This window comes from Arhodomonas sp. KWT, from assembly GCF_010993615.1.
Map to the genome: position 1 here is coordinate 112,651 of NZ_WNXE01000001.1, position 19,834 is coordinate 132,484.

19 protein-coding genes are annotated in these 19,834 nt (G+C 69.7%); 12 read left to right on the top strand and 7 right to left on the bottom strand.

The genetic code is table 11. From position 1 onward, the window contains the following. Window positions 1-12 precede the first annotated feature (12 nt). The 9 genes from G7A99_RS00585 (at window position 13) to G7A99_RS00625 (ending at window position 8,580) form a co-directional block, all read left to right on the top strand. Window positions 13-963, top strand: a complete 951-nt coding sequence (locus G7A99_RS00585) for an MBL fold metallo-hydrolase (RefSeq protein ID WP_018718245.1) — start codon at window positions 13-15, stop codon at window positions 961-963. A gap of 12 nt (window positions 964-975) precedes the next feature. Then, window positions 976-2,655, top strand: coding sequence for an FAD-dependent oxidoreductase (locus G7A99_RS00590; protein WP_163138621.1), 1,680 nt, complete (start codon window positions 976-978; stop codon window positions 2,653-2,655). Window positions 2,656-2,705: 50 nt separating this feature from the next. Beyond that, window positions 2,706-2,912: a DUF2783 domain-containing protein gene (locus G7A99_RS00595; protein WP_018718243.1), complete on the top strand. Its 207-nt coding sequence runs from the start codon at window positions 2,706-2,708 to the stop codon at window positions 2,910-2,912. Between the two features lie 16 nt (window positions 2,913-2,928). After that, window positions 2,929-3,507: a DUF2946 family protein gene (locus tag G7A99_RS00600; RefSeq protein WP_018718242.1), complete on the top strand. Its 579-nt coding sequence runs from the start codon at window positions 2,929-2,931 to the stop codon at window positions 3,505-3,507. Between the two features lie 466 nt (window positions 3,508-3,973). After that, the gene (locus tag G7A99_RS00605) at window positions 3,974-5,233 is read left to right on the top strand and encodes an amino acid ABC transporter substrate-binding protein (protein ID WP_018718241.1); all 1,260 of its coding nucleotides are present in this window, start codon (window positions 3,974-3,976) and stop codon (window positions 5,231-5,233) included. A gap of 45 nt (window positions 5,234-5,278) precedes the next feature. Continuing rightward, window positions 5,279-6,151 (top strand): branched-chain amino acid ABC transporter permease, encoded by an 873-nt coding sequence (locus G7A99_RS00610; RefSeq protein ID WP_018718240.1) that lies wholly within the window; start codon window positions 5,279-5,281, stop codon window positions 6,149-6,151. A gap of 10 nt (window positions 6,152-6,161) precedes the next feature. Next, window positions 6,162-7,124 carry a branched-chain amino acid ABC transporter permease gene (locus tag G7A99_RS00615; protein WP_018718239.1) on the top strand — a complete coding sequence of 321 codons (963 nt, stop codon included), beginning with the start codon at window positions 6,162-6,164 and terminating at the stop codon, window positions 7,122-7,124. Next, complete coding sequence (locus G7A99_RS00620; RefSeq protein ID WP_018718238.1) at window positions 7,121-7,870, top strand: ABC transporter ATP-binding protein; 750 nt, start codon at window positions 7,121-7,123, stop codon at window positions 7,868-7,870. Before G7A99_RS00615 ends, G7A99_RS00620 begins: the two co-directional genes overlap by 4 nt. Further along, the gene (locus G7A99_RS00625; RefSeq protein ID WP_163138622.1) at window positions 7,867-8,580 is read left to right on the top strand and encodes an ABC transporter ATP-binding protein; all 714 of its coding nucleotides are present in this window, start codon (window positions 7,867-7,869) and stop codon (window positions 8,578-8,580) included. The genes G7A99_RS00620 and G7A99_RS00625 overlap by 4 nt, the downstream gene beginning before the upstream one ends. Before the next feature lie 16 nt (window positions 8,581-8,596). Here G7A99_RS00625 and G7A99_RS00630 read toward each other — a convergent pair whose 3' ends face one another. From G7A99_RS00630 to paaF, 7 genes are all read right to left on the bottom strand, one after another. Next, window positions 8,597-9,814 carry a multidrug effflux MFS transporter gene (locus G7A99_RS00630; RefSeq protein ID WP_018718236.1) on the bottom strand — a complete coding sequence of 406 codons (1,218 nt, stop codon included), beginning with the start codon at window positions 9,812-9,814 and terminating at the stop codon, window positions 8,597-8,599. Between the two features lie 129 nt (window positions 9,815-9,943). Further along, a complete protein-coding gene (gene paaK / locus G7A99_RS00635) occupies window positions 9,944-11,260 on the bottom strand; it encodes a phenylacetate--CoA ligase PaaK (RefSeq protein ID WP_018718235.1) in 1,317 nt (438 codons plus the stop codon). A gap of 89 nt (window positions 11,261-11,349) precedes the next feature. Continuing rightward, the gene (gene pcaF / locus G7A99_RS00640; RefSeq protein WP_163138623.1) at window positions 11,350-12,558 is read right to left on the bottom strand and encodes a 3-oxoadipyl-CoA thiolase; all 1,209 of its coding nucleotides are present in this window, start codon (window positions 12,556-12,558) and stop codon (window positions 11,350-11,352) included. Next, window positions 12,555-13,022, bottom strand: a complete 468-nt coding sequence (paaI, locus tag G7A99_RS00645; protein WP_163138624.1) for a hydroxyphenylacetyl-CoA thioesterase PaaI — start codon at window positions 13,020-13,022, stop codon at window positions 12,555-12,557. Before paaI ends, pcaF begins: the two co-directional genes overlap by 4 nt. Continuing rightward, entirely contained in the window at window positions 13,015-14,535 is a 1,521-nt protein-coding gene (gene paaH, locus G7A99_RS00650) for a 3-hydroxyacyl-CoA dehydrogenase PaaH (protein WP_163138625.1), read from the bottom strand. Before paaH ends, paaI begins: the two co-directional genes overlap by 8 nt. 2 nt (window positions 14,536-14,537) lie before the next feature. Next, on the bottom strand, window positions 14,538-15,329 hold the full coding sequence (paaG, locus tag G7A99_RS00655; protein ID WP_163138626.1) for a 2-(1,2-epoxy-1,2-dihydrophenyl)acetyl-CoA isomerase PaaG: 792 nt from the start codon (window positions 15,327-15,329) through the stop codon (window positions 14,538-14,540). A gap of 6 nt (window positions 15,330-15,335) precedes the next feature. After that, window positions 15,336-16,115 (bottom strand): 2,3-dehydroadipyl-CoA hydratase PaaF, encoded by a 780-nt coding sequence (paaF, locus tag G7A99_RS00660; RefSeq protein WP_163138627.1) that lies wholly within the window; start codon window positions 16,113-16,115, stop codon window positions 15,336-15,338. 374 nt (window positions 16,116-16,489) lie between these two features. On the opposite strand from paaF, the gene paaN reads away from it, so the two are divergent. The 3 genes from paaN (at window position 16,490) to G7A99_RS00675 (ending at window position 19,825) form a co-directional block, all read left to right on the top strand. After that, complete coding sequence (paaN, locus tag G7A99_RS00665) at window positions 16,490-18,157, top strand: phenylacetic acid degradation protein PaaN (protein ID WP_163138628.1); 1,668 nt, start codon at window positions 16,490-16,492, stop codon at window positions 18,155-18,157. A 182-nt stretch (window positions 18,158-18,339) separates the two neighbouring features. Continuing rightward, on the top strand, window positions 18,340-18,948 hold the full coding sequence (gene paaY, locus G7A99_RS00670; RefSeq protein ID WP_018718228.1) for a phenylacetic acid degradation protein PaaY: 609 nt from the start codon (window positions 18,340-18,342) through the stop codon (window positions 18,946-18,948). 97 nt (window positions 18,949-19,045) lie between these two features. Next, window positions 19,046-19,825, top strand: coding sequence for an enoyl-CoA hydratase (locus G7A99_RS00675; RefSeq protein ID WP_018718227.1), 780 nt, complete (start codon window positions 19,046-19,048; stop codon window positions 19,823-19,825). Window positions 19,826-19,834: the final 9 nt, after the last annotated feature.

The window sequence follows — 19,834 nt, forward strand, 5'->3', positions numbered from 1 at the left end:
GGAGATGCTGTCATGGCCAAGCAATTCGCTTCCGCAGGCGATATGACCCCCAAGGAGATCACCTTCTCCGAGCTCGCGCCCGGTGCGTATGCATACACGGCGGAAGGCGATCCGAACACTGGCATCATCGTTGGCGATGACGGCGTCATGGTGATCGATGCCCAGGCGACCCCGATGATGGCCGAGGAGGTGATCAAGCGGGTCCGTCAGGTCACCGACAAACCCATCCGCTACGTGCTGCTGACCCACTATCACGCGGTGCGCACCCTGGGGGCCTCGGCCTATGGCGCGGAGCAGATCATCGCGAGCCGCGACACCTACGACCTGCTCGTCGAGCGTGGCGAGCAGGACTACGCCTCCGAGCTCGGGCGCTTCCCGCGGCTGTTCCAGGGCGCGGACAGCATCCCGGGCCTGACCTGGCCGACCATGGTCTTCGAGGGCCACATGACCCTGTGGATGGGTGAGCGCCGGGTCGAGATCATGCAGCTCGGCCGCGGTCACACCAAGGGCGACACCGTCGTGTGGCTGCCCGACGAGAAGGTGCTGTTCAGCGGCGACCTGGTCGAGTACGGCGCCACCCCGTATACCGGCGACGCCTATCACCGCGACTGGCCGGACACCCTCAGCCGCCTGCGCAACCTGGAGCCGAGTGCACTGGTGCCGGGCCGCGGTGAGGCGCTCAAGACCCCGGAGGAGTGCCAGAACGGACTCGAGGGCACGCAGTCGTTCATCAGCGATCTCTACGGCGGGGTCAAGCGCTGCCGTGCCGAGGGCAAGGACCTCAAGGCCACCTACGAGACCATGATCGCCGAGCTCGAGCCGAAGTACGGCCACTGGGTGATCTTCCGTCACTGCATGCCCTTCGACGTCAGCCGTGCCTACGACGAGGCTGGCGACTATCCGGATCCGCGCATCTGGACCGCCGAGCGCGATCGCGAGATGTGGGAGGCCCTCGAGGGCTGAGGGAGAGCGGTCATGCCGAAGTCACATCAGTGCCCGGTCTTCGACTACCGGCGCTCCCCCGACCAGGACGCCGGGCAGCCGGTCCGTCACCCGGTGGTGGTGGTCGGCGCCGGCCCGGTGGGCCTGTCGGCGGCCATCGACCTGGCGAGGCGCGGCATCCCGGTGGTGCTGCTGGACGCCGAGAACGGCGTCAGTGACGGCTCCCGGGCGATCTGCTTCGCCAAGCGCACGCTGGAGGTGTTCGACCGCATCGGCGGTGGGCAGCGGATGGTCGAGAAGGGCATCACCTGGAAGCACGGGCGGGTGTTCTTCGGCGACCACGAGGTCTATCACTTCGATCTGCTGCCCGAGGAGGGGCACCGCCGGCCGGCGTTCATCAACCTCCAGCAGTACTATGTCGAGGAATACCTCATCGAGCGCCTCGATGCGCTGGCGGACGCCGACCTGCGCTGGTGCAACGAGGTCGTCGAGCTCGCCGAGCGCGATGACGGGGTCGTGCTCGGTGTGCAGACGCCGGAGGGGCGTTACGAGCTGGTCGCGGACTACCTCGTCGTCGCCGACGGGGCGCGCAGCCCGCTGCGCAAGCTCCTCGGGCTGCAGTCGAAGGGGCAGGTCTTCCAGGACCGTTTCCTCATCGCCGACGTGGTCATGGATGCCGACTTCCCCACGGAACGCTGGTTCTGGTTCGATCCGCCGTTCCACCCGGGGCAGTCGGTGCTGCTTCACCGCCAGGCGGACAATGTCTTCCGCATCGACTTCCAGCTCGGCTGGGAGGCGGACCCCGATGTCGAGCGCCAGCCCGAGCGGGTGATCCCGCGGATCCGCGCCATGCTCGGCGAGGGCGTGGACTTCGATCTGGACTGGGTCAGCATCTACACCTTCCAGTGTCGGCGCATGGAGCACTTCCGCACCTCCGCCCGGGTGTTTTTCGCCGGCGACGCGGCTCATCAGGTCTCGCCGTTCGGTGCCCGCGGCGCGAACAGCGGCGTGCAGGACGTGGACAACCTGGTCTGGAAGATCGAGCGGGTGCTTGCCGGCCGCGGCGGCGACGCCCTGCTGGACAGCTATGACAGCGAACGGGTGGCCGCGGCGGACGAGAACATCCTCAACTCCACGCGCAGCACGGACTTCATCACCCCGAAGAGCCCGGTGAGCCGGGCCTTCCGTGACGCCACGCTGATGCTGGCCGAGGAGTTTCCGTTCGCCCGCAAGCTGGTCAACAGCGGCCGTCTGTCGTTGCCGGCGGTGCACGCCGACTCGCCGCTGAACACGCCGGACTCCGCCGACTTCGAAGGCCGGATGGTGCCGGGGGCCCCGTGTCTTGACGCACCGGTGCGCGTCGACGGCAATGAGGACTGGCTGCTGGCGTGCCTGGGCGACGTGTTCACGTTGATGGTCTTCGCCGACACGCGGCAGGGCTGCCCGGCCGGGGTGGTGGACGCCGTCGAGCGCGTCCGCGCCCACGAGCGGGACCTTCGCGTGCTCGTGGTGGCCGACGGGCCGGTCGCCGGCACGCCGGCGGACGCGGTGATCGTGGAGGACCCGCAGGGCCTGGCCGCGCAGCGCTACGACGCCCGTCCGGGCACGGTATACCTCATTCGCCCGGATCAGCACGTGGTCGCACGCTGGCGCGACGTGGACGCCGCGCTGATAAACCAGGCGATAGACCGGGCCTGCGCGCTCGCGGCCTGAACGGTTGAACGGCGCGGCCCCGTCGACGAGGCCGCACGAGGAGGAGAGCGATGTCGACGCAGTACCTGCGGGTCGACCCGCGCCTGGAGCGCGGCGACGACGTCTATGAAGCCCTGGTGGAAATGCACCGGGACCTCGACGAGGAGCAGAGCCGGCTGGCCAACGCCCGGCTGATCCTGCTGCTGAGCAATCACATCGGCGACGCCGACGTACTCGACGAGGCGATGCGTATCGCCCGTCGCGGCGTCACGGAGTGATTGCGGGGGCGGCGTGATGGATGATTCCGTACGCCGCGCGATGGCCCGCTGGCCGGATGTCCCGGCCCTCGCGGGGTGGCTGCGCCTGGACCGGCGCGGGCGCTGGTGGATCGACGGCGGGCTGGTGGAGCGCGAGGCGCTCGCCGAGTTCATCGCCCGTAACTACCTTGCCGACGATAAGGGCCGTTACTATTTCCAGAACGGCCCGCAGCGTGTCTACGTAAGCCTCGATTACACCCCCTGGATTCTTCATGCCGACGGCCGTGGCGGACTCGCGACCCATACCGGCGATCCCGTGAACGGTGTGAGCGCTGCCTTCATCGACGAGGCCGGGGACACCCTGCTCGCCTTCGACCGTGGTGTCGGACTGCTGTTGGGCGACGCGGCGGAGTGGCTCGCGTCACGGCTGTGCCGCGCCGACGGCGCGGCCGCGGACGCCGATGCCGTGGACGCCGGGATCGAGGCCGCGGCGGCGGGCGGGGAGAGCGGGCTGTGTGTGGTCCTGGACGCCTCCGCCCCGGCGCCGCTGGCCGGGGTGCGCCGCACCGAGGTCCCGGCGCGTTTCGGCTTCGTGGCCGAGCCCTCCGCCGATTAGAACGACTGCCCGCGCCCCGCTCATGCCGCTCGGGGGGGCGTGAACCGCCGGGCCGGCGTCGTCCGGGGCCTTGCGGTCGCGGGGAACCGCCGACCCAAGGGAGTGGCCGGGATCGGCCGTTCGTGCCGGCCGGACGCCCCAGGCGTGCGACACGTCCGCCCGTCAGGCACCCGGTACCCGGCCTGCCGCCCGGTATTGCCAGCGATACCACCGCGGCTGTCGCTTGGTAGGGGCAACCGGGCTCTGCGGTAGGTGTCGCGGTGAAACCCTGGTGACCCGCTCACGTAGATCGGGGAGGCGTGAAGCGCCTGCCTGACATGCCGCGCACGGTGCCATTCCGCAGGTCCTGAATCCCTTGCCGGGTCCTGCTGCGGCTTGTCAGTGCGCGAATCCGGCCTATCTTGAAAGGGGCGGCAACGTTTTCCTCAGAACGAACAAGACCCGCGCACGGGTAGGAGGCGTCATCATGGCCAGCAAGCTTTCCCGCCGCGATTTCCTCAAGACCTCGGCGCTCGGCGTCGGTGCGCTATCCGTCGGCGCCGTGGGCCGTGGGGCCCGCGCCCAGACACCGACCATCCGCTGCGGGGTGGTGACGTCGCTGTCCGGTGCCAACCGCTTCGGCGGCAACCTCACCCGGCGCGGCTACGACCTGTGGGCCGAGGAGATCAACAAGCTCGGCGGTATCGATATCGGCGGGACCCGATACAAGGTCGAGATGTCCTACGGTGACGCACAGTCCAACCCGGCCTCCGGTGCCTCCGCCGCCGAGCGGCTGATCGTCCAGGAGGAGGTGGACGTCATCTTCGGGCCCTACACGTCCGGGGTGACGCTGGCGGTGCAGCCCATCTGCAACAAGTACCGCGTGCCGATGATCTCCGGCTCCGCCGAGTCGCCCAAGGTCTGGGTGGACAAGCCGCCGTTCAACTTCGGCATGATTCCCGCCGTGGACCTCTCATCGGGCAAGTCCCTCGGGGTGATCGCGGATTCGGTCTCGCCGCGGCCGGAGAGCGTCGGTGTGGTCGGCGTCAACGAGCCGTTCTCCGACGACACCGCCAAGGGCTTCCGCGATGGCGCCGAGCCCGCGGAGCTCGAGCTCACCGGTTTCGAGCTCTTCCCGGCCAAGGCGGACGTCACCCCGGTGGTGACCAAGCTCAAGTCGCAGAACCCGGATATCGTTGCCGTCGGCGGTCACGAGGAGGTGCTGATCAACTTCGTGAAGGCGGCGAAGTCGCTGGGTTACCGGCCCAAGGCGATGGTCATGCACTACGGCATCACCGCGCCGGCGTTCGCCGACCAGCTGGGTGCGGACGCCAACGGCGTCATGGGCATCTCGCTGTGGACACCCGGCGTGCCCTACAGCGACGATCTGTTCGGCAGTGCGGCGGACTACGACAAGCTCTCCTACGCCCGCTGGGGCAGCCACCCGGACTACACCGAGGCGGCCTGCTCGGCCAGCGGTCTGGTCCTCCAGGACGCCGCCGCGCGCATGGGTAAGGCGCCGCCGTGGAACCGCAGCGACCGCGAGGCCCTGGCCAAGGCCATCGAGGCCACGGACATCGAGACCTTCTACGGACCGGTGGCATTCGAGACCAAGGGCGATCACTTCCACAACAATACCCGTCCGGTGCCGGTCGTGGTGCAGATCACCGACGGCAAGGTGGTGCCGGTCGCCCCCGCCGACGCGGCCGAGGGTGATATCGTTTACCCGCTGCCGGCCTGGTCCTGAGAACGACGGGCGGCATTCCTGACGGCGACAGCGGGAGGCAATCGGGTGGATCTGTTCCTGCAGGCGCTGGCCAACGGCGTGCTGATCGGCGGGATCCTGGCGTGCCTGACCATCGGCTTCCAGCTCACCTTCGGGGTGCTCCACGTCATCGACTTTGCCGTGGGCGGCTGGGTCATGCTCGGCGGCTACGCCGGCTACTGGGCGCTGACCCTGCTGGGCCTGGACCCGTTCATCAGCCTGCCGCTGGTGGCCGTGGTGTTCGCGCTGGTGGGCCGGGCGCTGGGCCCGCTCATCTACCACGTGCGCACCAGCCGCTACGCACGCCCCGACCTCATGGCCCTGGCGCTCACCTTCGGTATCTTCATCTTCATGCGCGGTGGGGCACTGTGGCTGTGGTCGTTCAACAGCCGCAACGTGGACACCGCCATCGCCGGCCCGGCGATCCAGCTCGGGCCGGTGGCCCTGCCGGTGCTGCGGGTGGTGGCCTTCGCCGCTGCCGCGGCCCTGAGCCTGGCGGTGTTCCTGTTCCTCTACCGGACCCGCTTCGGGCTGGCCGTGCGCGCGGTGGCGCAGAGCCGGGAGAATGCCGGGCTCATGGGGGTCGACGTGCCGAGGCTCTCGGCCCAGGTGTACGCGGTCTACACCGGGCTGACCGCCGGGGTGGGTGTGCTGCTTGCGACCATCTACTCCGTCAATCCGGACGTGGGCGTGCGCTACACGCTGTTCGCCTTCTTCGTCGCCGTGCTCGCCGGCCTCGGCTCGGTGGGCGGGGTGCTGGTGGCGGGGCTGTTCCTCGGTGTGGTGGAGTCGCTGGTCGCGATCTACGTCGGCATCAGCTACTCCCACCTGGTGATCTTCGGTGCGCTCTACGCGGTGCTGCTGATATCGCCGCAGGGCATCCTCAGGCGCGGGCTGTGAAGGGGGGCGAATGGGGCTGACACGATGGCTGGCCGGGGTGATCGTCGTCGCGGTGCTCGCTGCCCTGCCGCTGGGACTGGACGCCTACTCGCTGCGGATCGCCACCGGGGTGTGCATGTGGGCCGGGCTCGCCTGCGCCTGGAATATCGTCGGCGGCTACGCCGGCTACATCAGCTTCGGCCACTCCGCGTTCTTCGGTATCGGCGCCTATGCCACGGCACTGCTCATGCAGCGGGGGATGGACTGGCCGTTCTTCGCGACGCTACCGGTGGGACTGGTGGTGGCCGCCGGCGTTGCGGCGGTGATCGGCGCGCCGACCATGCGCCTGCGCGGCTCCTACTTCGCCATTGCGACCTGGGCGTTCGCGGAGATGCTGCTCCAGCTCGTCAACGTCCTCGATGTCACCGGCGGGCCGGGGGGGCTGTCGGTGCCGCCGTATCTCAACGAGCACTTCTTCTACTACCTCATGCTCGCCGCCGCGGTGATCGCCTACCTGGCGGTCTGGGTGCTGGTGGAGCGCTCGCGTTTCGGCTTCCGGTTGCGGGCGCTGCGCGATCACGAGCCGGCGGCGGAGGCGCTGGGTATCCGCACCACCCTGGTGAAGGTTCAGGCCTTCGCGCTGTCGGCAGGTATCGCCGCGGTGTTCGGCGGGATCTACGCCTACTGGGTGACCTTCATCGACCCGATGTCGGTGATGGGCGGCGAGATCACCGACCAGATGGTGGTGATGGTGCTGCTCGGGGGGCTCGGTACCGTCTGGGGCCCCGCGCTCGGGGCAAGCCTGCTGTGGCTCACCAACCGCATGGTCTGGTCCGCGCTGGGTGACACGGCGATCTACCTGCCCATCCTCGGCGTGATCATCGTCGCGGTGGTGCTTTTCCTCCCCAACGGGCTGGTGAGTCTGCTGCCGGGGCTCGGACAGCTGCGCCGGCGCGGTCACCGCCTGCTCACGGGCATGGTGCGCAAGCTATGAGCACGGTGACGGATACACGTACGCACACGGACGAGCCCCCGGCGCTAGCGGTCGCGGGGCTGAGGCGCCGTTTCGCCGGCATCGTCGCGGTCGACGGCGTGACCTTCGACGTCGACCGCGCCGAGGTGCTCGGCCTGATCGGGCCCAACGGCAGCGGCAAGTCCACGCTGTTCAACCTCATCGCCGGCGCGCTGACGCCGGACGGCGGAACGGTGCGGCTCGGCGGGCAGGCCGTCACCGGCTGGCCGGCGTGGCGGGTGGCCCGCGCCGGGCTCGGGCGGACGTTCCAGATCCCCTCGCTGTTCGGCAACATGAGTGTCCACGACAACCTCCTGGCGGCGAGCTGCGAGGGGGACTGGCGGGGCGCCCCGGAACGCGCGCGGCAGGCGCTCGCGCTTCTGGAGATCGACCACGTGGCGGGGAACCTCGCCTCCGAGCTCTCCGGCGGGCAGCAGAAGCTGGTGGAGTTCGCCCGCGTGTACATGCGCTCGCCGCGGGTGGTGCTCCTCGACGAGGTCACCGCCGGGGTGCACCCGAACATCCGCGCCATCATCCTCAACGCGGTGCGCGCCATGCAGTTGGATGGCGCCACCTTCCTGCTCATCGAGCACGACATGGAGCTTGTCCGCGAGGTCTGCGACCGTATCATCGTCATGGACTTCGGCCAGGTCGTCGCGGAGGGCAGCTTCGAGGAGATCGCCGGCAACGCCGAGGTCCGGCGCGCGTACCTGGGACGGAGCGAATGAGCGAATCGCTGGAAGTCGAGGATCTGGTCACCGGCTACGGCAAGCAGGAAATCGTCCACGGCGTCTCCCTGGCCGCACGCCCGGGCCGGATCACCTGCATCTTCGGGCCCAACGGCAGCGGCAAGTCCACCGTGATCAAGGCCATCGCCGGCGCGCTGCCGGTATGGTCCGGCGAGATCCGCCTCGCCGATCGCACCCTGAGCGGGCGGCGCGTGCATGAGATCGTGCGCGAGGGCGTCGTGCTCATGCCCCAGGGCGGCGGCGTCTTTCCGCGTCTGAGCGTGGAGGAGAACCTGCGCATGGGCGGCTACTCCATCGCCGACCGTCACTGGGTGGACTCGCGTGTCGAGGCCCTGATCGGTGAGTTCGAGAACCTCGGCCGGCGCCGCCATGTCGCCGCCGGCTCGCTGTCCGGCGGCGAGCAGATGATGGTGGCCATCGCCCGGGCGCTGGTGCCCGAGCCCAGCTTCGTGCTCCTCGACGAGCCCTCGGCGGGGCTGTCGCCGGCGATGGTCCACGACACCATCGAGCGGGTGCGCACCCTGCGCGACCGCGGTGTCGGCGTGCTTATGGTCGAGCAGAACATCCGCGAGGCGCTTCCCGTGGCGGACCATATCTATGTCCTCGCCGGCGGCCGCCGCCAGTTCGGCGGCTCGCCGGAGCAGATCCGCGACGACGCCCAGCTCATGAGCCTGTACATGGGCGGCTGAACGCCCGGAACCGCCCCTATGATGGCGTTGCCGTCTCCCGCGCCGGGGCGCGTTCCGCCGGGCGGGCGATGAGCAGGAAGCTTGCCAGCGTCGCCAGCCCCATGGCGGCGATGATGAAGGCCATGGAGTGGGAGGTGCCGTCGTGGAACTGGCCCACGAGCGCACCGGCGCCGGCGGCGATGGCCATCTGTATGAACCCGAGCAGCGCGGAGGCGGAGCCGGCCATCTGCGGGAACGGGCCGATGGCGCCGGCCATGGCCTGGGGCATGACGATGCCCACGCCGGTCATGAACAGCATGTGCGGCACGATCACGGCCGCCACCGTATAGACGCTGGCCGCCGACAGGCCCGCCATGGCCGAGCCCGCGGCGGCGGAGAGCAGGCTGCCGGCGAGCATCAGTCGCTCGATCCCCCAGCGCCGGCTCAGCCGCCCGCCGATGATGCTGCCGCCCATGTAGCCGAGTACCACCAGGGTGAAATACAGCCCGTAGTGCTCCTCCGCCACGCCGAGGAACTCGATCAGCACGAACGACGAGCCGGAGAGGAAGGCGAACAGACCCCCGAAGACGAAGCCCACCGCCAGGGAATAGCCCACGAACACCCGCGAGCGGACGAGGGTGCGGTAGTTGGCGGCGATGACCCCGGGACGGATGGGCTGGCGGTAGGCGGCGGGCAGGGGCTCCGGCAGCGCCAGGGCCACGGTCGCGGTCACGACGGCGGCGTAGACCGCGAGTACCACGAACAGCGAGGGCCAGCCGGCCGCCACGAGCAGGTAGCCGCCGAGCACGGGGGCGGCGGCGGGTGCCAGGGCCATCGCCGTCGCCAGGTGCGAGAGCACCCGGGCCGCCTCGCGGTGACCGTGGATGTCGCGAACCGCCGCGCGCCCGAGCACCGGGCCGACGCACCCGCCGAGGGCCTGGAGGAAGCGCAGGGCGATCATCGTCTCGATGGTCGGGGCCAGCGCGCAGCCGATGGTGGCCAGCACGAACAGCGCCAGCCCCCCGACGATCACCGGTTTGCGGCCGAAACGGTCAGCGAGCGGGCCGTAGATGAGCTGGGACAGGGCGAAGCCGAGCATGTACACGCTCAGCGTGAGCTGGACCTCGTCGCTGCTCGCCTCGAGCGCCCGGCTGATGGCCGGCAGGGCGGGGAGGTAGAGATCCGTGGCGAGCGGGCCGATGGCGACCAGCGCCGCGAGCAGCAGGGTGGTCGTCCTGGACTTGGGTTCCAGCAATGCGTTCCTCCTTCGGCCCGTCGTTGTGACTAACCTTTCAGGACGTATACGCCCTGGAAGGTTAGTATCGCTGCACACAAAACGGCCCGACTGCGTCGGGCCGTTGGCGGGTGGCGAGCGGGGGCGGCGCTACTTGGGCCGCTTGTCGATGACCCGCTTGGCCTTGCCCTGGGAGCGCTCCACCTCGCCGGCGTTCAGCACGCGGACCTCGGTGCTGATGCCGATGTAGGACTTGATGTGATGCTGCAGGTCCTTGGCCAGCGCGACCTTCTCCTCGTCGCCGACCTCGCCGAGATCCTGCCGGGGCTCGACGTAGACAGCCATCTTGTCCAGGTGCCCGTCGCGCCAGACCTCGATCTGGTAGTGCGGCGCCAGCTGCCCCTGGTTGCAGATCCGCTCCTCGATCTGGCTGGGGAAAACATTAACACCGCGAATGATTAGCATATCATCCGAGCGCCCCGTGATGCGGCCCATCCGCCGCATGGTGCGGGCGGTGCCCGGCAGCAGGCGGGTGAGGTCGCGGGTGCGGTAGCGGATGATCGGCAGCGCCTCCTTGGTGAGGCTGGTGAACACCAGCTCGCCTTCCTCGCCGTCGGGCAGCACCTCGCCGGTCTCCGGATCGATGATCTCCGGGTAGAAGAGGTCCTCCCAGATGGTGGGGCCGTCCTTGGTGTCCACGCACTCCTGGGCCACACCCGGACCCATGACCTCGGAGAGGCCGTAGATATCCACCGCGTCGATGTCGAAACGCTCCTCGATCTCTTGGCGCATGGCGTCGGTCCAGGGCTCGGCGCCGAAGATGCCGACACGCAGCGAGGTCTGGCGCGGGTCCATGCCCTGGCGCTCGAACTCGTCGGCGATGTTGAGCATGTAGGAGGGCGTGACCATGATGATCGACGGCTTGAAGTCGGTGATCAGCTGCACCTGCTTCTCGGTCTGCCCGCCGGACATCGGGATCACCGTCGCACCGAGGCGCTCGGCACCGTAGTGCGCGCCCAGCCCGCCGGTGAAAAGGCCGTAGCCGTAGGCCACGTGGACGATGTCGTTGGCACTCCCGCCTGCGGCGCGGATGGAGCGGGCCACGGCGTCCGCCCAGGTGTCGATGTCGTTCTTGGTGTAGCCCACCACGGTGGGACGGCCGGTCGTGCCGCTGGAGGCGTGGATGCGGACCACGTCGCTCATGGGCACGGCGAACATGCCGTAGGGGTAGTTGTCCCGCAGGTCGTTCTTGTAGGTGAAGGGGAATTTCGCGAGGTCGGCGAGGCTGTTGAGCTCATTGGGATGCACCCCGGCCCGGTCGAAGCTCTCGCGGTAGAACGGGACGTTCTTGTAGGCGTGGTTGAGCGACCAGCGCAGGCGCTCGAGCTGGACGTGGCGCAGCTCGTCGAGGGTGCAGGTCTCGACGGGCTCGAGCAGCGTTCGCAGCGGGACGTTGGGGCTCTTCATCTGGGACTCTCCTTCCCCGGGGTAGGGATGCTTGCCGGTATTCTTGGTCGCGTTGCCCGGCCGCCGTTCCCCGGCGGCCGGTGCGGGCCTCAGACCCGCTCAATCACCATGGCGATACCCTGACCGACGCCGATGCACATGGTGCACAGGGCGTAGCGCCCGCCGCGGCGGTGCAGCTCGTTGACCGCCGCCAGCGCCAGGCGCACGCCGCTCGCGCCGAGCGGATGGCCCAGGGAGATCGCGCCGCCGTTCGGGTTCACATGTCCGGCGTCGTCGGCGACGCCGAGCATGCGCAGCACCGCCAGCGACTGGGCGGCGAAGGCCTCGTTGAGCTCGACCACGTCCATATCCTTGATGCCGAGTCCGAGGCGCTCCAGCAGCTTGCGGCTCGCCGGGGCGGGGCCGATGCCCATCACCCTCGGGGCCACGCCGGCGGTGGCCATGCCCAGCACCCGCGCCCGCGGGGTGAGGCCGTGGCGCTTAACCGCCCCCTCGGAGGCCACGATCAGCGCACCGGCGCCGTCGTTGACGCCGGAGGCATTGCCGGCGGTGACGCTGCCGCCCTCGCGACGGAAGGGCGTCGGCAGCTTGGCCAATGCCTCCGCAGTGGTCTCCGGACGGGGATGCTCGTCGCTGTCCACGACCACCGGATCGCCCTTGCGCTGGGGGATCGTCACCGGGGTGATTTCCTCGGCGAGGCGGCCCGACTCCATCGCGGCGTGGGTGCGCTTCTGGCTGCGCAGGGCGAAGGCGTCCTGGTCGTCGCGGGAGACGCCGTAGTCCTCGGCGACGTTCTCGGCGGTCTCCGGCATGGAGTGGGTGCCGAACTGCTCCTCCATCAGGCGGTTGACGAAGCGCCAGCCGATGGTGGTGTCGTAGATGTCGGCGTGCCGGGAGAAGGCCTTCTCGGCCTTGCCCATGACGAACGGCGCCCGGGACATGCTCTCGACGCCGCCGGCGATCATCAGCTCCGCCTCCCCGGCGCGCACGGCGCGGGCGGCGGTGCCGACGGCATCCAGGCTGGAGCCGCACAGGCGGTTGACGGTGCTCCCGGGGACGTCCTCGGGCAGGCCTGCGAGGAGGGCGGCCATGCGTGCGACGTTGCGGTTGTCCTCGCCGGCCTGGTTGGCGCAGCCGAGGATGACATCCTCCACCGCCGCCCAGTCGACGTCCGGGTTGCGCGCCATCAGCGCCTTCAGCGGCACGGTGGCCAGGTCATCCGCGCGCACCGCCGCCAGCGCGCCGCCGTAGCGGCCGAAGGGCGTGCGCACGCCGTCGCAGATATACGCTTGAGTCATTCCTTCACCTCCAGCCCGGGCACGATCCGGCCCCGGGTCTGATAGGACTTGCCGCGGAACAGCGCGACCACGCGGCCGTCCTGGTTCTCCACCCGGATGTCGTAGACCCCGGTGCGCCCGCCGCGGCTGCGTTCCTCGCCGATTGCGGTGAGGTGGTCGCCGCGCTTCGCCGGCGCCAGGTAGTCGATGGACGCACCCTGGGCGACGGTGATGAGGTTGTTGTAGTTGCACGCGAAGGCGAACGCCGAGTCCGCCAGCGTGAAGATGAACCCGCCGTGGCAGTTGTCGTGGCCGTTGGCCATGTCGTCGCGCACGGTCATCGACAGCCGGGAATACCCGGGGCTCACGGCCTCGAGCGTCATTCCCAGACCGCGCGAGGCGGTATCGTCGTCCCACATGGCCCGGGCGCAGCGCTCGGCCATCTCCTGCGCCGAGACGGTCTCGACGGTCGCTTCATCACTCATGGAATCCGGCTCCTGCATAGACCTTTCGCCACAGCAGCGGCGAGACACGGTAGCGATCCAGGCCGTAGACCACCGCGAGGCTGTCCAGCACCTGGCAGACCTCGGGCAGGCCGATGGCCTCCGCCCAGGCCAGCGGCCCGCGCGGGTAGTTCACGCCCCCCTTCATGGCGGTGTCGCAGCCCGCGGCGTCGCACACCCCCTGGTTCACCGCGTCCGCGCCCTCGTTGGCGAGCATGCACACGGTGCGCATCACGATCAGTCCCGGCACGTCGTCGATCACCGAGACCTCCCGGCCGAGGGCCTGGAACAGCCCGGCGGCGCGCTCGACACCGGCGGCGGGGGTCTGGTCCGCGGCGGCGATCACCGCGCGGGCGGCGTCGGCGAAGTCCAGCGCCAGGTCGAAGACCACCAGCTCCTCGAGGTCCTCCTCGAACGCCCGCTCCGTGGCCAGCCGGCCGTCGGTGAGGGCGAGGGTGGTGGGGCCGACGTGGAGGTAGCCGTCCTCGCCGTCCTGGCGCTCGACCGCGATACCCGCGGCCTCGATCGCCTCCACCAGCGGCTCGGCGACACCCATGTCGCCCTCGACGACCACCCGCTCCGGGCGCGGGGCGGCCGGAGCGGCGGCGGGGACGGGGTTGTCCGCACCCTCGCGGTAGTCGTAGAAACCGCGCCCGGACTTGCGCCCGAGCAGCCCGCCCTCGACGTACTCGCGCTGCAGCAGCGAGGGCAGGAAGCGCGGGTCCTGGTAGTAGGCGTTGAACACCGAGTTGGTGACCGCGAAGTTCACGTCCTGGCCGATCAGGTCCATGAGCTCGAACGGCCCCATACGGAAGCCCCCCGAGCCCTTGAGCGCGGCGTCGATGGTGGCGACGTCCGCGCCGCCCTCCTCGAGCACCCGCAGCGCCTCGGCGTAGAAGGGCCGGGCGACGCGGTTGACGATGAACCCGGGCGTGGAGCGGGCGTGCACCGGGTGCTTGCCCCAGGCGGCGGCGGTCGCGTGCACCGTCTCCGCCACCGCGCGGTCGGTGGCGATGCCGCTGATGACCTCGACGAGCCTGAGGATCGGCGCCGGGTTGAAGAAGTGCATGCCCACCAGGCGTTCGGGGCGCCGGAGCCCGGCGCCGATGGCGGTCACGGAGATCGAGGAGGTGTTGGTGGCGAGGATGACGTCCTCACCGCAGATGGTCTCGATCTCGCCGAACACCGTCTGCTTGATATTGATGTCCTCGACGATGGCCTCGATCACCAGGCCCGCCGGCGCGAGTCCGGCGGTGGTATCCACCGGCGTGATCCGCGCGCAGATGGCGTCCACCTGCTCGGCGCTCATGCGCCCGCGCTCGACCAGGCGCTGCATGCCCGAGCGCGTGCGCTCGATGCCCTTGGCGGCGGCGCCCTCGACGGCGTCGAACAGCAGCACGGGGTGGCCGGCGGTGGCGGCCACCTGGGCGATGCCGGCACCCATGGTGCCCGCGCCGATGACGCCGATGACGGTGTCGGTGCTCAGTGCGCTCATGCTCATTTCCCCTGGAACTGCGGGTCGCGCTTGTCCATGAAGGCGGCCACGCCCTCGCGGTAGTCGTCGGTGCGTCCGGCGGCGCGCTGGAGGTCACGCTCGAGGTCGAGCTGCTGGTCCAGGTCGTTGTGCCAGGAGGCGTTGATCGCGCGCTTGATCAGCGACAGGCCCTTGGTGGGCTGGCCTGCGAGGTGGCGGGCGAGGGCGTCGGCCTCAGCGGCGAGCTGCTCGTCGTCGACCACCCGCCAGATCATGCCCCAGGCCTCGGCCTGGTCGGCGGAGAGCTTGTCGCCGAGCATCGCCAGGCCCATGGCGCGGGCGTGGCCCACCAGTCGCGGCAGGTGCCAGGTGCCGCCGGAGTCCGGTAGCAGGCCGATCCTGCAGAACGCCTGGATGAAGCTCGCCGAACGCGCGGCGAGGACGATGTCGCAGGCGAGCGCGAGGTTCGCGCCGGCGCCGGCGGCGACGCCGTTGACCGCGCAGATCACCGGCATCTCCAGGGCGCGGAGCTTGCGGATCAGCGGGTTGTAGTTCTTCTCGATGGACTCGCCGAGGTCCGGGGCGTCGCCGCCCGGGGCAACGTTGCGGTCGGAGAGGTCCTGGCCGGCGCAGAAGCCGCGGCCGCTGCCGGTGATCAGCAGGCAGCGCACGCCCTCGTCACGCTCGGCGGACTTGATCGCCGCGCGGACCTCCTCGTGCATCTGTGCGTTGAAGCTGTTCAGCGCCTTGGGCCGGTTGAGGGTCAGCGTGGCGACCCCGGCCTCGACGGCGTATTCGATGGTCTCGTAGCTCATGGCGGTCTACCGTCCCTTGAACTCGGGCTTGCGCTTTTCCATGAAGGCGCTGAGGCCTTCCTGGCGATCTTCGGTGGCGGCGAGGATGGTGAACGCCTGGCGCTCCAGGCGCAGGCCGGCGCCGAGGCCGGTGTCAAAGGCCTTGAGCAGCACGTCCTTCGCCTGGCGGACCGCTATGGGCGGTTTGGCGGCAATGGTGGCGGCCAGCGCCTGGGCGCGCTCGATGGTGGCCTCGCGGGGCGTGATTTCGGCGATCAGCCCGCTGGTCAGCGCGGTGCGGGCGTCGATCCATTCCCCGGCGAGTACCATCTTCATCGCCAGCGGCTTGCCTACGGTACGGATCAGGCGCTGGGTGCCGCCGGCGCCGGGCAGGATGCCGAGATTGATCTCCGGCTGGCCGAACTGGGCGTCGTCGGCGGCTATAATGATGTCCGCGTGCATGGCGAGTTCACAGCCACCCCCGAGCGCGTAGCCGTTGACCGCGGCGACGATGGGCTTGGGGAAGTCGGCGATGCGTTGCCAGTAGCCGGGGCGGGCGTCCTCGACCACGCCCTTGAGATCCAGGGAGGCGAGCTCGCCGATGTCGGCGCCGGCGGCGAAGACCTTCTCCCCGCCGGTGAGCACGACCGCGCGGACGGCGTCGTCGTTCGCGGCGGCGTCCAGGGTCTCGGCGATCTCGCGGAGAAGATTGGTGCGCAGGGCGTTGCGCGCCTTGGGTCGGTTCAGGGTGATCTGCAGGACATGATCCGTCGCGTGCGCCACGACGATGTCCTCGAAGTCGGCCATGTCTGCCCCTCCTCCTGCAAACGGGTTGTCGGCGCCGTGGCGGGTCGGAGGAACACGGCCTGAGTCTTTTCCGGCCGGTATTCGGTATCGCGTCCCGCAGCCCCGTACGGGGGTGCCTCGTTCCCGCCGGCATCCCCGTCATGACGCGCCTTGCGGCGGGTTTCGGGCGCCGGTTCAGGTCGCCGAACAATACAGCAACGGTTTAATAGGATACAAGAATTTCATTGACAGAGGTCAAATACGTATCAAAATACGGGCGACCTTAAGGCATCGTCCGCGCCCGTCCCCGCGCCGTAGCCGGCACGCGGCGCCGACGAGAAGTATGGACCAGGCCCGTTGGTGAATCATCGGCGGGCGGCACCCCAGGAGGCGAGATGGCACAGGATTTCTACGCGAAGCACCAGCAGACGCTGGACAAGGCGATCGAGGTCACGCGCACGCGGGAGTTCTGGAGCCCGTACCCGGAGATGCCGAGCGGCAAGATCTACGGCGAGAACGCCGCGTCCGAGGGCGAGGCGGCGTTCAAGGCGCGGCTGAACCGGCCGTTCGAGCTGGAGATGCCGGGGATCGAGGGCGAGATCGGCGAGGAGCACTCCCCCTACGGCTTCGACCTCGGTATCCGCTATCCCCGGGTCGACATTGACACCCTGATCCCCGCCATGCAGTCCTCGCTCAAGGCCTGGCGCGACGCCGGCCCGGAGCAGCGTGCGGGCGTGTGCGCGGAGATCCTGGAGCGTCTGAACCGGCGCAGCTTCGAGATGGGCCACGCGGTGATGCATACCACCGGGCAGGCCTTCATGATGGCCTTCCAGGCCGGCGGCACCCACGCCCAGGACCGCGGTCTGGAGGCGGTGGCGTACGCGCTCGAGGCCCAGACCCGCACTGCCAGCGACGCGCGCTGGGTCAAGCCCCAGGGCAAGCGTGACCCGCTGGAGATGGACAAGCACTTCCGCGTCATCCCGCGCGGGCTCGCGCTGATGATCGGCGTGTCCACATTCCCGACCTGGAACGGTTACCCGGGCCTGTTCGCGAGCCTCGCCACCGGCAACCCGGTGATCGTCAAGCCGCACCCGCACACGGTGCTGCCGCTTGCGATCACCGTTGAGGTCTGCCAGCAGGTGTTGCGCGAGGCGGGCTTCGACCCGTGGCTCGTCTCCATGGTGGTGGATACCCGCGAGGCGCCGGTGACCAAGGAGCTGGCGCTGCGCGAGGAGATCGGCGTGATCGACTTCACCGGCAGCTCCGAGTTCGGCGAGTGGCTGGAGCGCAACTGCCACCACGCGCAGGTCTACACCGAGAAGGCCGGCGTGAACTCGATCGTCATCGACTCCACGGACAACCTCAAGGGCATGGTGCAGAACCTCGCGTTCTCGCTGTCGTTGTACTCCGGGCAGATGTGCACCACGCCGCAGGACATCTTTGTGCCGCGGGACGGTATCGAGACCGACCAGGGGCACCTGTCCTTCGACGAGGTGGCTAGCGCCATCGCCGAGGGCGTGCGCAAGTTCCTCTCGGACAACGACCGGGCCACCGCGGTGCTCGGCGCCATCCAGGCACCGGTGACGGCGGACCGCATCGAGGAGTCCACCAGCCTCGGCGAGGTGGTGCTCGCCTCCGAGGCCCGCGAGCACCCCGAGTTCGAGAATGCGCGGGTACGCACGCCGCTTATCCTCAAGGTGGACAGCGCCGACGAGGACACCTACGGCCGCGAGCTCTTCGGGCCGATCGCCATGGTCATCGCGACCGACGGCACCGATGACAGCATCGACCGGGCGCGCCGCCTCGCGAAGTCCAGGGGGGCGATCACCTGGGGCGTGTATGCCAGCGACGAGGTCGTGCTGGAGCGCATGGAGGCGGCGGCGCTGGACGCCGGCGTGTCGCTGTCCGTGAACCTCACCGGCGGTGTCTACGTCAACCAGACCGCGGCCTTCAGCGACTACCACGCCACCGGCGCCAACCCGGCGGCGAATGCCTGCCTGTGCGACAGCGCGTTCGTGGCCAACCGCTTCCGCGTGGTGGAGACGCGGCGGCACGCGGCGTAAGCTAACGTCGCCGCACCGCCCGACCGGGGGCGGGGTGGCTTACCGGTGGCGGCGTTTCGGTGGCCGGGGAGGGGCGCCGACACGCCTGCCGGGAGGCAGTCACGGCGTCTCCGGGACCGGCAGGCCATCCTCCCGCCCCGGCTGATGCGTGCCCCGCGGCGAGTGATCCAGGAGGAGAGCCCATGCCCTGTTACGCCATCGACGGGATCCGCCCCGTCGTCCACCCGGACGCCTACGTCCATCCCTCCGCCGTGCTCATCGGCGACGTCATCGTCGGTCCCGGTGTCTACGTCGGCCCGTGTGCCTCGCTGCGTGGCGACTTCGGCCGCCTGATCCTGGAGGAGGGCAGCAACCTCCAGGACACCTGCGTGATGCACGGCTTCCCCGGTACCGACACCGTCGTCGAGCCGGACGGGCATATCGGCCACGGTGCGGTGCTCCACGGCTGTCGCGTGCGCGAGAACGCCATGGTCGGGATGAACGCCGTGGTCATGGACAACGCCGTGGTGGGCGAGTCCACCATCGTCGCGGCCTCCGCGTTCGTGCGCGCCGACGTGGAGCTGCCGGCGCGCAGCCTGGTCGTCGGGGTCCCCGCCAGGGTCCTGCGTGAGCTCACCGACGACGAGGTCGAGTGGAAGCGCGAGGGCACCCGGACCTACCAGAACCTGACCCTGCGCTCGGCGGGCAGTATGGTGGAGGTCACGCCGCAGGCGGAGATGGAGCCGGACCGTCCGCGCATGGACGTCGGCGACGTCGAGCCGCTGTACCAGCGGCGCCGGCGCGGGTCCTGAACGTCACCGCGGGCACGCCCTCCGGGGCGCCGCCGGCGCAGACCGCGCCCGTACCCCGGATCACCAGAGCCTGAATACAGGAGGCGAAGACAGCCCCATGAGCTACCAGTACATCACCACCGAGACCCGCGGCCGCGTCGGCATCGTCACCCTCGACCGGCCCAAGGCCATGAACGCCCTCTCCGATGCCCTCATGCACGAGGTCGGGCAGGCGCTCGCCGCCTTCGACGCGGACGACGCCATCGGCGCGGTGGTCCTCACCGGCAGCGAGAAGGCCTTCGCCGCCGGCGCGGACATCAAGGACATGGCGAGCTCCGACTTCGTCGACCTCTTCCGCCGGGACTTCCCCGGCACCGACGGCTGGAGTGCGCCGGATCGCTTCCGCAAGCCGCTGATCGCCGCCGTCGCCGGCTATGCACTGGGTGGCGGCTGCGAGCTGGCGATGGCCTGCGACTTCATCATCGCAGCGGACAACGCCCAGTTCGGTCAGCCGGAGATAAAGATCGGCGCGATGCCCGGCGCCGGCGGCACCCAGCGCCTGACCCGCGCCGTGGGCAAGGCCAAGGCCATGGAGATGTGCCTGACCGGCCGCAACATGGACGCCGAGGAGGCCGAGCGCGCCGGCCTGGTGGCCCGCATCGTCCCGGCCGAGCAGCTCCTCGAGGATGCCGTGCGCACCGCGGCGAAGATCGCCGGCCACTCCCTGCCGTCGACCATGCTGGTGAAGGAGTCCGTCAACCAGGCCTTCGAGACCCCGCTTCGCGACGGTCTGCGCCAGGAGCGCCGCCTCTTCCAGGCGACCTTCGCCACGGAGGATCAGAAGGAAGGCATGGCCGCGTTCGTGGAGAAGCGCAAGCCGGACTTCAAGCACCGGTGATCCGGATGC